This window comes from Cohaesibacter marisflavi (assembly GCF_963665895.2).
Taxonomy (GTDB): Bacteria; Pseudomonadota; Alphaproteobacteria; order Rhizobiales; family Cohaesibacteraceae; genus Cohaesibacter; species Cohaesibacter marisflavi.
This window is the reverse complement of sequence record NZ_OY762534.1, coordinates 122,762-134,866: the sequence shown is the minus strand read 5'-3', so window position 1 is coordinate 134,866 and position 12,105 is coordinate 122,762. Positions and strand designations below refer to the sequence as shown.

Sequence of the window (12,105 nt, the reverse complement as noted above, 5' to 3'; positions counted from 1 at the left end):
TTACCGGTCAGACGAGCTTTTTGCCCGCGTCCCCAATGGCCGTTGCGATCTTGCTCGCGTCCTCTGCTTCATCAGAGAAGAGCATATCGTTGTGTGCTCGCCCCGATGGGATCATCGGGAAACAGTTTGCCAGTTTGGCAACACGACAATCGAAAATAACAGGGCCGTCATAGGCAATCATTTCATCAATCGCGGCATCCAGCTGATCCGGCTTGTCGCAAACAATGCCCTTGGCGCCATAGGCCTCGGCCAGCTTCACAAAGTCCGGCATAGCCTCGACATAAGAGTTCGAAAGCCGGTTGCCATGCAACAGCTGCTGCCACTGGCGCACCATGCCCAGATGCTCGTTATTCAGGATCATGATCTTAACCGGCAGGTTATGCTGGATAGCGGTCGAAAGCTCCTGAATATTCATCTGAACGGAGCCATCACCGGCAATGTCGATAACCAGACTTTCCGGATGAGCAGTCTGCACACCCAAAGCAGCCGGGAAGCCATAGCCCATGGTGCCCAGTCCACCGGATGTCATCCAGCGATGGGGCTCTTCAAAGCCCAGAAACTGGGCGGCCCACATCTGATGCTGCCCCACCTCGGTGGTGACATAATAGTCCTTGCCCTTCAGCTTTTCATTCAAGCGCTGCAAGGCATATTGCGGCATGATGACATCGTCATTGGGCCGGTAGGCCAGACAGTCGCGCTTGCGCCAGATCTTGATCTGTTCCCACCAGGTCGCCAAGGCTTCCTTGTCGGTTTTCTTGCTGCTAGCCCGCCAGATACGCACCATATCTTCCAGAACATGGCCGACATCACCAACAATCGGCAAATCCACCCGAACAATCTTGTTGATCGAGGACGCATCGATATCGATGTGGATCTTCTTGGAGTTGGGCGAGAAGGCATCAAGCCGCCCGGTGATGCGGTCATCAAACCGCGCCCCGACGCACAGCATCACATCGCATTCATGCATGGCCATGTTGGCTTCATAGGTGCCGTGCATGCCCAACATTCCGAGCCATTCCTTGCCCGATGCCGGATAGGCACCCAGTCCCATCAGCGTGGACGTGATAGGGAAACCGGTAAGGCTCACCAGCTCGCGCAGCATCTGACAGGCTTCTGCGCCTGAATTGATGACGCCGCCGCCGGTATAAAGCATCGGCTTCTTGGCAGAAACCAGCATTTCAACCGCTTTGCGAACCGCATCCAGATCACCCTTGATCTGCGGATGGTAGGTCTTGTGGCTGACATTGCTCGGTCCATGATACATGCCGCTCGCGAACTGGACATCCTTTGGAATATCAACAACAACCGGCCCTGGTCGACCGGAACGTGCAACATAGAAGGCCTCATGCAGAATGCGCGGCAGATCCTCAATGGAGCGAACCAGATAGTTATGCTTGGTACAAGGGCGCGTGATGCCGGAGGTATCGCACTCCTGAAAGGCATCAGATCCGATCAGGGAGGTTGGAACCTGCCCGGTAATGCAAACCAGAGGAATGGAATCCATCAGCGCATCGGCCAGCGGGGTCACGGCATTGGTGGCGCCCGGACCAGAGGTCACGAGCAGCACGCCAACTTTGCCGGTTGAACGGGCATAGCCCTCTGCTGCATGGCCAGCGCCCTGTTCGTGGCGCACGAGAATGTGACGAATATCTTCCTGCTGAAAGATTTCATCATAGATCGGGAGAACTGCGCCCCCAGGATAGCCAAAAATATGGTCCACACCCTGATCTTTCAGAGCACGAATAACCATCTCAGCACCCGTCATCTGCCGTGTCATTCATCCATTCCTTAAACCCGAGCCTTCGCACAGCACGAGGCTCCATTTTATCAGTCATCTGTCAGAAATCGATCAGAACGCCTGATCACTCCTCCCGACAGCCTTGGCCCTTCCGCCCGCAAACCTTGTATCCACCAAGAAACACGCTATGTCATTTCCAATCAGGCAATAAAAAAGGGCCCCTCAAAGGCCCTGGACGCGCACCACCATTTGCAATGATTACCCAATCATCACAGCAGCGCGCCTACCCACTAGAATCACAAGAATATTTCGCATAATCGCTACAAGCTTTCCGTTCGTTTCGCGAGGCACGTTAGTCTCTCAATCCGGCAAGGTCAACCCGTTTTGCCACAATTTTTGGGAATGCTCGCAATATTAGACCAGTTTCCCACCCCCTATTTTTTCATTTCTATCAATAAATGGGCAATCGCATCCTCTGCGGTGTCAAAAAGGGGCCAATCTGACATCTGATTGCGGATCCAGGTCATCTGTCTTTTTGCATAGCGACGTGTATCCCGTTTGCACAGGCGGATGGCCTCTTCATAGTCAAGATGCCCCGCGTCACAGTCCGCCAGATAGGAAACGCCGATCGCCTTCATGGCAGGAAGGTCCGGATCAAGCCCGAGGCTGGCCATATGAACCGCCTCCCGGATGCCGCCCAACTCCACCATCTGATCAAAACGCGCCTCGATTTTCTTGTAAACCAGATCGCGCGGCGGACAGAGCGCCAACTTCATGGCCCCTTGCGCAATCGCCGGATCGTGGCGCAGCACAGGATTCCTTTGCCATTCCAGCAGGGACTTGCCTGTCGCATCGAGAATTTCCAGCGCCCGCAGGATGCGCTGCCCGTCTGCGGGTTTGAGGGTGGCTGCCATGTCCGGGTCACGTTCGGCAAGGATTGCATACAGCGCTTCAGGGCTCTGCAATCGGTCAAGCTCGCTCTCCCAGTGGGCCCTAATGGGTTCGGGCACATCAGGCACCACATTAAGCCCCTCAAGCAGGGCTTTGAAATAGAGTCCGGTCCCGCCAACCAGAATAGGACATTGCCCCCCTGCCCTGACATCTGTGATAGCCGCAACTGCGTCATCAAGCCAACGGCCCACGGAGTATCGTTCAGCCGGGTCTACATAGCCATAGAGCCGATGCTCCACGTCTCCCATCTCTTCGGCGGTAGGACGGGCTGACAGAATGGACAATTGGTCATAAATCTGCATTGAATCGGCGTTGATAATCACGCCATCAACGATTTGTGCAAGCCTTAGTGCAAGAGAAGACTTGCCGCTGGCCGTTGGCCCAGCTATCAACACCGCTGACGGAGCCGTTGCAATCTGTGTTCCGCTATCAATCACGCGAGTTCTGTAGCCTCTCGATAAGAGGTTCCCATTTTTGGAGCTGTCATGTCCTTCACCCTGACCCTCATTAGCGCGCCAGCTGACCCAGCCGTCAGCGCCGATCTTGTGGCTGAAGTTCAATCTATCATTCATGTCGATACAGATTTTACCTGGCTGATGGAAGGGGTCGCCTGTGATTTTGTTATCCCGCATCACCCCGATTATGCGAATTTGCGCGCCGAGCTGTTCGCCGCCCTCGGCGGGGCTCCTGTCGATGTAATCTTCCAGCCCAGCAAAGGCCGCAAGAAAAAGCTGCTGCTGGCCGATATGGATTCCACCATGATCCAGCAGGAATGCATCGACGAGCTGGCGGATGAAGTAGGCCTGAAGGAAAAAGTTTCCGACATCACCGCACGCGCCATGCGCGGAGAGATCGAATTCGAACCCGCACTCAAGGAACGCGTTGGCCTGCTCAAGGGCCTCAGCCTTGATATCGTGGACAAGCTGTTTGCCGAGCGCATTACCTTCACGCCCGGAGGCAAGGCGCTGGTGCACACCATGAAGGCCAACGGGGCCTATTGCGCGCTGGTCTCGGGTGGTTTCACCCATTTCACGTCGCGCGTGCGCGAAATCCTCGGGTTTGATGAAGATCGAGCCAATCTGCTGATTGAAAAAGAGGGTCTGCTAACAGGCGAAGTCGGCATGCCCATTCTGGGCAAGGATGCCAAGCTAGCCCGCCTCAACGCCCTCATCAAAGAACACAAGCTCGCCCCTTCAGAAACCATGGCGGTGGGTGACGGCGCCAACGATCTGCCGATGATCATGAGTGCGGGTGCTGGCGTTGCGCTTCATGCCAAGCCCAAAGTGGCCGCGCAGGCCGAGTTCGTCATCAACCATGGCGACCTGACCGGGCTTCTGTTCCTGCAAGGCTACAAGGCCGAAGACTTTGTGCTTGCATGAGCATAAAGTGAGCATGACACAATCACGAACAGCATGAAGGGGCCATTCGGCCCCTTATTCATTTCTGTCACCCTTGACCGCTCGGCTTGCGGAAAACACGCCTCTCAGTGCAGCTGGCCTTCGCCTTCAACATCCTCAAGCTTGATGGAGACGAATTCCAGCTCTCCACCATCAGGCTTGGCCACGAGAAACAGCAGCGTCTTCTTGCCCTCGGCCTTCAGACGATCAAGGCGCTCAATCAGGTTGCCGGGCGAAGAGACGATTTCCTGATTGATCTCGACGATGACCATTCCAGCCTCGATCCCCTTGCGCTCGGCGAGGCTCCCTGCCCCGACATCGGACACCACAACGCCCTCCACATCATCATCAAGATGATGCAGCCGCCGCACATGTGCGCTGAGCCGTGAAAGAGACATACCAAAGAGCGTTGCCCCATTGGGGGCCATATGAGGCTGTTGCGCCGTCTTGCGCTCTTTTTCCGATTGTTGGGCAACGATCACCCTGCGGCTCAGAATTTGCCCTTTGCGGGCGAACTCGACATCCACTTCCTTGCCAGCTGGCGTATCGGCAACCAGACGCGTCAAGTCGCGCACCCGCTCGATCCGAGTGCCATCATAGTCCAAAATGACATCGCCGGATTTAAGCCCCGCTTCAAAAGCCGGGCCGTCCTTGTCTACCCATGTAATGAGCGCCCCGCGCACTTCACTGACGCCCAGCCCCTCTGCCAGATCCACAGACAGTTCCTGAATGCGAACCCCAAGCCAGCCACGCCGGGCCTCGCCATAATCAAGAAGCTGCTGCACCACCCTCTGTGCGATATCGGAAGGAATGGCAAAGCCCAATCCAATGGAAGAGCCAGTGGGCGAGATGATCGCCGTATTCACCCCGACGACATTGCCATACATGTCAAACAGCGGCCCGCCCGAATTGCCACGGTTGATCGCCGCATCCGTCTGGATGAAGTCGTCATAAGGTCCGTTATTGATGATCCGGTTGCGCGCCGAAACAATGCCGATGGAAACCGAGCCGCCAAGCCCGAAGGGGTTGCCGATCGCCATGACCCAATCGCCAACGCGCAAATCTTTCGCGCCACCGAAAGAGACGGTCGGCAGCGGTTTGTCAGCATCGACCTTGAGCAGAGCAAGATCCGTCTTGCTGTCATACCCGACCAGCTCGGCGCGATAATTTGCCCCATTGTGAAATTTGACATTGATCCGGTCTGCTTCCGAGATGACGTGATAGTTGGTCACGATCAACCCTTCAGCACCGACCACAAAGCCGGACCCCAAAGACTGCATGCTCCGCTTGCTGTCCAGCTCGGGGGAGTCTTCATCAAAATAGTCATCGAAGAATTTCTTGAAGGGCGACCCATCCGGCACCTTGGGCATAGGCACTGCCCCTTCGGCAGCGACCAGCGAAATGGTAGAAATATTGACGACGGCAGGTGTCAGGCGCTCCGCCAGATCAGCCACACTCCTTGGTCCGCGCCGGGTTTCATGGGATGCACTCTGCGTCGCTTGCTGGGCGGAAGCAGAAGCAGCAAGGAACAAAGACAAAAGAAACGCCAAAAGGCAAGCCAAGCTCCACCCTCCGCAGCCTTTATGCTGCAGCTTCGAAGCAACGTGCAAAAGAGTCATGACCTTTTCTTCCCATGCAAGGCAAATCAGCCCCGCCTCCTGCAAATCCAGATCCCTTGAAGGACATCATACAGTATCAGGAAAAAATTAAGCCTCATTGAACGGCCAAGCAAGTCACCAGCAAAGCAAGAGGCTTACCGGTCACCCAATCTCACCCCGGAGATTCGCACCATGACTTATCTGCAGCCCTTGAATGCATACACATTGACAGGCATGGCCAAGCTCTCGAACAAGTCGTCTGGTCGCTCGATATTCCATTGCGCCATGGTGTCAAACTGCTCATCATCCATTTTCAAACTGGCCAATGTCTGGCGCAAATGCGCGAATACATAGTATTTGATGCTATCCCCTTCCTGAACAGTCTCGACAGGAATATCGATCGGTTCTTCCTCGGTGGTCTGAACGCTCATCCAGCACACGGATATACCATTGGAGCAGCCCTGTTCGGCTTCCAGTGTCCAGACAAGATGGCCCGCGGTATGCATTTCGAAAATGAACGGATCGACAAGACCATTGGTCTTTAGCACATGCTGGTTGCCGTCATTGTCCTGAGCCTCGAAAATGGCCCCATTCTCACATGTTTCTGCGAAAGCTGGTCCGGCGAGAAACAGCGAAGCGGCGATGAAAAAACGGATCATGATTCTCTTCCTTGCGCACTGGTGGGCAAAGCCCCCTCCCAGCGAAAAACCCGGTGGCTTTAAGCCTTAAAAGAAGACAGGCAAGGGCGCAAGAAAGAAGAGAAAGAGGGTGGGAATTAGCGGCAACCGAGCAGATGTTTCGGTGCATTGTAAAGAGCAGACCATTCAGCCGCGGATCATCCAGACAAGCAGAACCCCGAACACCATGGCAACAAGCCCACCGATTCTGAGATTGCCGCCGGGGATTGTCGCGACTTCGAGCATCATGCGCTTCATGCTGCGCGGCATAGCGGCCCATAAAAAGCCCTCAATCACGAAGACCAGACCGATAGCAGCTAGAAAATCCGACATATTGCCCTCTTGGTGCCTGACTGTGGCAAGGGTTGCGCGGCACGCCTAAGCTGTTCCGCGCAAGCCAATATCTAATGAAGGTCTCAGTTGGTCGAGACCGCAGGATCTTCTACAACAGCCGGATTGGCAGCGGCATCATTGCTGGCCGGAGTTACCGGCTCTGCTGCATCAGAAGAAGCGTCAGCAGCCGGCTCAATCGCGGCAGGAGAGTCACCAGCATTATTGAAGTAGCTGAAGAACTCACCATCCGGCGACAGAACCAGACGCGTATCCCCATTGGACAGGCTGTTTTCATAAGCCTTCATGGTGCGGTAGAACTCGAAGAAGTCCGCATTCTTGCCATAAGCAGCTGCGAAGATGTTGTTTCGAAGCGCATCACCAACACCACGCTGGATTTCTGCATCCCGTTTTGCATTGGCGATAATAACCGTTGCATTACGATCTGCCACAGAGCGGATCTGCTGGGAGAGCTTTTCACCATCGGCGCGAATACCATTGGCTTCCTGCTGACGTTCAGTCTGCATCTGACGATAGACAGCCTCGGAGTTTTCCTGAGGCAGGTCAGCTCGACGAATGCGATAGTCAACCAAAGACACCCCAAGACGCTGGGTCTTCTCATCCACGCTCTTGCGGATCAGTTCGACCAGTTCGTCACGTTTGTCGCGCACGATATCCTTGAAGGTATATTCGGCAACAACGTCACGCAGCGATGCTTCCATAAAGCCGTTCAACTGACTTTCGAAGTTGGACAGAAACTTGGCCTGACGCTTGAACACGATGGGATCGGAAATCTCATAACGAGCGAAAGAGTCTACCAGAAGACGCTTTTTACCAGAGGCGATAACCTCACGCTCGGACTGTTCCAGATAGCGCGCACGCTTGTCCAGATATTCCACGCTCTGAATGAACGGCGTCTTGAAATACAGACCCGGCTCACGCACAGCCCGCTCGATGCGGCCAAACTGGGTCACAACAGCCTGTTCATGCGGATAGATCAGGAACACCGATCCATACAACAAAACGGCGATGACAGCGGCAATAACCAGAGCAAAGACAGATTTTACAGACATGATCAGTTCCCCGCTTTCTTGGTCAGTTCATTGAGCGGCAAATACGGAACCACGCCAGAACCGCCTTCAGACTTGCTATCAAGGATGATCTTTTCGGAACTACCCAAAACTTGCTCCATGGTCTCCAGATAGAGACGCTTGCGTGTAATCGCTGGTGCTTTTTCATATTCACCAAGAATTTCGGTAAAGCGCTGGGCCTGACCACGAGCGTCCGCAACGGTCTGCTCGCGATAGGCGTTGGCGGCTTCAAGAATCTTGGCTGCCTGACCTTCTGCTTCCGGAACAACCTTGTTGGCATAGGCCTGAGCTTCGTTCTGCATGCGCACTTTGTCGGCTTTGGCCGTTTGCACATCTCGGAACGCATCAATCACCTGTTCTGGTGGCTCAACGCCCTGCAACTGAACCTGAATGATGTTGACGCCCGCATCATATTTATCGAGCATTTTCTGGGTCAGTTCACGAGCTGCCACCTGAATGGCAACACGGTCCCCGGTCTGTACTTCGTCCATGGTGTTGCGGCCAACGATCTCGCGCATGGCAGATTCCACAACCTGCTTGACCGCGATATCCGGGCTATCAACATTGAACAGATAGGCTTCGGGATCCTTGATGTTCCACTGAACCTTGAAGTCCACATCGATGATGTTTTCGTCACCGGTCAGCATCAGGCTTTCTTCGGGCACGTCACGCTTGCTGACGGAACCGCGCTGATTGGAAAACTCGCGAGAACCAATGGTCACATCACGGATCTGGTCAACGTTGACCGTCTCGGCGCGACCGATCGGATAAGGCAAGTTATAGTTCAGACCAGAGGTCGAAACGGCAATCGGTTCACCGAGCAGCAATTCAACGCCCAGCTCCCCTTCCTTGACGGTATAGAAGCCGGTCGCCATCCAGATTGCGACAGCACCCAGAGCCAACAGGCCAATGCCCTTGAGGCCGAGCGATCCACCGCCCGAACCGCCACCACCACCAGGGAATACCTGCTTAAGGCGCTCCTGCCCTTTGCGGATCATTTCCTCTAGATCTGGCGGATTTGGACCCTGATTCTGAGGACCTTGCCCCCAAGGACCACCATTGCGGCCACCGCCGCCGCCCCCCCAAGGGCCTCCGTTACCACCATTCTGATTGTTCCAAGGCATAATCAATCCTTACGTTAGGAACCCGTTATCTATCTTGCGACCAGCCCTCTGTCGGGCAGAGCGCAGCCTAAGACAGAAAAGTTGACCGTTTTTAAAGTCTTAGCGCATTTCCACATAGATGCTGAGATACTGCGAGCCAATCCGTGCCAGTTGGCAACCCGGAAAGCAGCTCCTCACCCGTCTCTCTTATAAAGGACACCACATTCAGGGTGCAAACGCGACTTTGGAGACAAGGTGGTTACCCCGAGACACAAAATCAAGACCAAACTGGACTTTTGGATGCAAGTCCCCTGTTTGGCGGTGCGATTTCCATGGCAAAACGGAAGAGAAGCATGCTTATCCCCTCAAAAGAGCGTGAAAGCCGACTTTATGAGGTGGCCTTTTCATATATGGCAAAGGTCATCGCCGCGCTGTCATTCTCATTCTGCACAGTCGGCTCACGCGAGACTTCAGACCATCTATCCGCATCGATTGCAGGCAGAAAGGTATCCCCTTCCGGCTCGGCATGAACATGGGTCACATAGAGCCGATCCACCCGATCCCAGAGGGCATTATAAATAGAGCCCCCACCGATCACCGCAATCTCGTCACCACCATCTTCCAGTATAATGGCTTTGGCACGATCCAAAGCAGCGTCAATAGACGCCACGATTTCGATGCCATCGGCGTAGAAGTCGGGATCACGTGAAACGACAATGTTCGTACGACCGGGCAAGGGTCTGCCGATTGACTGGAAGGTTCGCCGGCCCATGATGAGCGGTCTGCCCATGGTCATCGCCTTGAAGCGCTTGAGATCGGAAGACACATGCCAGGGCATGGCATTATCCTTGCCAATCACGCCGTTGTCGGCAACCGCATAATGAAAAACGATCCTCGGTTCGGTGCGTCCGCCCATGCTCCCCTCCCCTTAAACGGCAACAGCCGCAGCGATATGCGGGTGCGGATCATAGGCACTCAGTTCGAAATCCTCGAAGACAAAACCAAAGATATCGCGCTTGTCCGGGTTGATCGTCATGATCGGCAGAGACATCGGCTCGCGGGTCAACTGCAGGCGCGCCTGTTCAAAATGGTTGGAATAGAGGTGCGCATCCCCAAGGCTGTGCACGAAATCCCCCGGCTCCAGATCGCACACCTGCGCCACCATCATCGTGAGCAGCGCATAGGAGGCAATATTGAACGGCACACCTAGGAAAACATCCGCAGACCGTTGATACAGCTGGCAGGAAAGGCGCCCGTTGGCGACATAGAACTGGAACAGACAATGACAGGGTGGCAGCGCCATGCGATCCACGTCCGCCGGGTTCCAGGCCGTAACGATCAGGCGGCGACTATCCGGATTGGTCTTGATCTGTTCGATGAGCTGGCTGATCTGATCTATCGTGCCGCCATCGCGCGCAGGCCAAGAGCGCCACTGGTGACCATAGACAGGCCCCAGATCGCCATTCTCGTCGGCCCATTCATCCCAGATGCGCACCTTGTTTTCCTTAAGATAGCCAATATTGGTATCTCCGGCCAAGAACCACAACAGCTCATGAATGATCGAGCGCAGATGCAACTTCTTCGTGGTCAAGAGCGGGAAGCCCTTCGCCAGATCGAATCGCATCTGATAGCCAAACACAGAGCGCGTACCGGTGCCGGTGCGATCCCCCTTATCGGCACCATTGTCCAGAATATGGGCCAGCAAATCGAGATAGGTCTGCATTTTGATCCTTTCAGCCAATTTTCTTTTCCACGGTGTTACACGATTCTCGGCGCGCGGAATATGGCCAAGCAGGAAGGCAGAGGCCCCGTTGCATCAACCAGAACTGCACAATATGCGCATAGTTCTGATTTCCCACTTTAAATTTACAGGAAGCCACCCTATATTCGCGTTGTCACGCAGGTGACTATGGCAATAAATGGCCTTTGTAATAAGCCTATCGGACCCGGGGGCGGTACCCGGCGCCTCCACCAAAAGCACCGCTTTTGACCATTTTGCAAAACACGGTGTTTTTGCTGGGGGCGAACTAGGATCGACGAGGGTGTAAAGATCGTGCTTTTGCCCGGCATTGTACCACCGTTATCGGGCTAATTGAGTAGTTGCAAATGACAACTATGCAGGCTCTCGTCTCGCTGCTGCTTAAGCAGTGCGACTAGCCACTAAAGCCCTAGTCGGTATGCTCGGCTAGGCGGGGTTCGGGGGCACCTGGCAACAGAAGCCCTCACTAAGGACCTCGGGTATAAGACTGAAAGGCAACAGCAACGGTTGATATCTGACCATCCGAACTGAGTTTTCCCAGTCGTTTGCTTGACTTTCTTGATGCGCCTCAGACATTGTGGCGGCAAATTTATGTCCAATTTTTGGAGGCCTCATGAGCGAAGACCTGATCCGGTATGACATCCTTGCACAGGATGCGTTGCGCGGCGTGGTTAAAACGGTCCTGACAGAGGTTGCACGCACAGGCCTGCCCGGCGAGCATCATTTCTACATCACCTTTAACACCCAAGCGCCCGGCGTACGCATTTCGCCAAGGCTCCTGGAAAAATATCCCGATGACATGACCATTGTCTTGCAGCACCAGTTCTGGGATCTGCAGGCCAACGATCAGGCCATTGAGATTGGACTGTCCTTTGATGGCATTCCCGAAAAGCTCTATATTCCCTATACGGCGATCATCACTTTCATTGACCCTAGCGTCCATTTCTCTCTCCAGTTCGAAATCGAGATGGAAGAAGAAATCGAGAATGCCGATGAACAGGGTGAAGGCGGTGATGACGATATCTTGACGGTGCTGGCTCCCAACGACGAAGAATTCTCAATGCCAGCGGAACCTGCTGCTTCGGACGGTGAAAAGGAAAGCGCCTCCGATGACGAGGACAGCACCGAAGAAGCCGACAAGGCAGACAGGGAAAAAGAAGGCGCAGAAGTCGTCTCTCTGGATGCCTTCCGCAAGAAATAACGCGCACCATTCCTTCCAGCATCAAATCGGGGTGAGGTTGCTATGGGCAACGTCATAAATCTCAGACAGGCGCGCAAAGCAAAGGCGCGCACCGAGAAAGAGAAGAAGGCCGAAGCCAACCGCGCCCGCTTTGGCCAGACCAAAGCGCAGAAGACCAAACAGCGCTTTGAAACGGACAAGCTGGAACGCCATCTTGATGGCCACAAGCGTGAGGCATTGGGCGACGCGTCTCAAATGGACGACAAGGGCGAATAAGTGGC

The 12,105-nt window shown here is 54.6% G+C and carries 12 protein-coding genes and 1 other RNA gene; 4 read left to right on the top strand and 9 right to left on the bottom strand.

Annotation, left to right across the window (positions count from 1 at the left end):
* Positions 1-7: 7 nt before the first annotated feature.
* Positions 8-1,777, bottom strand: coding sequence for an acetolactate synthase 3 large subunit (locus ACKPCT_RS01600; protein WP_244544743.1), 1,770 nt, complete (start codon positions 1,775-1,777; stop codon positions 8-10).
* A gap of 395 nt (positions 1,778-2,172) precedes the next feature.
* Positions 2,173-3,126, bottom strand: a complete 954-nt coding sequence (gene miaA / locus ACKPCT_RS01595) for a tRNA (adenosine(37)-N6)-dimethylallyltransferase MiaA (protein ID WP_319568186.1) — start codon at positions 3,124-3,126, stop codon at positions 2,173-2,175.
* A 48-nt stretch (positions 3,127-3,174) separates the two neighbouring features.
* Here miaA and serB point away from each other — a divergent pair, with 48 nt between their 5' ends.
* The gene (gene serB, locus ACKPCT_RS01590) at positions 3,175-4,068 is read left to right on the top strand and encodes a phosphoserine phosphatase SerB (RefSeq protein ID WP_319568185.1); all 894 of its coding nucleotides are present in this window, start codon (positions 3,175-3,177) and stop codon (positions 4,066-4,068) included.
* Positions 4,069-4,172: 104 nt separating this feature from the next.
* On the opposite strand, the gene ACKPCT_RS01585 is transcribed toward serB, so the two are convergent.
* From ACKPCT_RS01585 to ACKPCT_RS01555, 7 genes are all read right to left on the bottom strand, one after another.
* Positions 4,173-5,540, bottom strand: coding sequence for a Do family serine endopeptidase (locus tag ACKPCT_RS01585; RefSeq protein WP_324292355.1), 1,368 nt, complete (start codon positions 5,538-5,540; stop codon positions 4,173-4,175).
* 341 nt (positions 5,541-5,881) lie between these two features.
* Complete coding sequence (locus tag ACKPCT_RS01580; RefSeq protein WP_090074263.1) at positions 5,882-6,343, bottom strand: hypothetical protein; 462 nt, start codon at positions 6,341-6,343, stop codon at positions 5,882-5,884.
* Positions 6,344-6,508: 165 nt separating this feature from the next.
* Entirely contained in the window at positions 6,509-6,694 is a 186-nt protein-coding gene (locus ACKPCT_RS01575) for a DUF2065 domain-containing protein (protein ID WP_090074261.1), read from the bottom strand.
* An 83-nt stretch (positions 6,695-6,777) separates the two neighbouring features.
* On the bottom strand, positions 6,778-7,764 hold the full coding sequence (gene hflC, locus ACKPCT_RS01570; protein WP_319568183.1) for a protease modulator HflC: 987 nt from the start codon (positions 7,762-7,764) through the stop codon (positions 6,778-6,780).
* Between the two features lie 2 nt (positions 7,765-7,766).
* The gene (hflK, locus tag ACKPCT_RS01565) at positions 7,767-8,906 is read right to left on the bottom strand and encodes an FtsH protease activity modulator HflK (protein WP_090074258.1); all 1,140 of its coding nucleotides are present in this window, start codon (positions 8,904-8,906) and stop codon (positions 7,767-7,769) included.
* Between the two features lie 367 nt (positions 8,907-9,273).
* A complete protein-coding gene (locus tag ACKPCT_RS01560) occupies positions 9,274-9,801 on the bottom strand; it encodes a dihydrofolate reductase (RefSeq protein ID WP_319568182.1) in 528 nt (175 codons plus the stop codon).
* A gap of 12 nt (positions 9,802-9,813) precedes the next feature.
* Positions 9,814-10,608 carry a thymidylate synthase gene (locus ACKPCT_RS01555; RefSeq protein ID WP_090074255.1) on the bottom strand — a complete coding sequence of 265 codons (795 nt, stop codon included), beginning with the start codon at positions 10,606-10,608 and terminating at the stop codon, positions 9,814-9,816.
* A 132-nt stretch (positions 10,609-10,740) separates the two neighbouring features.
* Between ACKPCT_RS01555 and ssrA the strand changes: the two genes are divergently transcribed.
* The 3 genes from ssrA to ACKPCT_RS01540 all read left to right on the top strand — a co-directional run bounded on the left by ssrA (position 10,741) and on the right by ACKPCT_RS01540 (position 12,100).
* Positions 10,741-11,112: a transfer-messenger RNA gene (gene ssrA, locus ACKPCT_RS01550) on the top strand.
* A gap of 145 nt (positions 11,113-11,257) precedes the next feature.
* Complete coding sequence (locus tag ACKPCT_RS01545; protein WP_319568181.1) at positions 11,258-11,845, top strand: SspB family protein; 588 nt, start codon at positions 11,258-11,260, stop codon at positions 11,843-11,845.
* Positions 11,846-11,887: 42 nt separating this feature from the next.
* Positions 11,888-12,100: a DUF4169 family protein gene (locus ACKPCT_RS01540; protein WP_319513524.1), complete on the top strand. Its 213-nt coding sequence runs from the start codon at positions 11,888-11,890 to the stop codon at positions 12,098-12,100.
* The last annotated feature ends 5 nt before the right edge of the window (positions 12,101-12,105 follow it).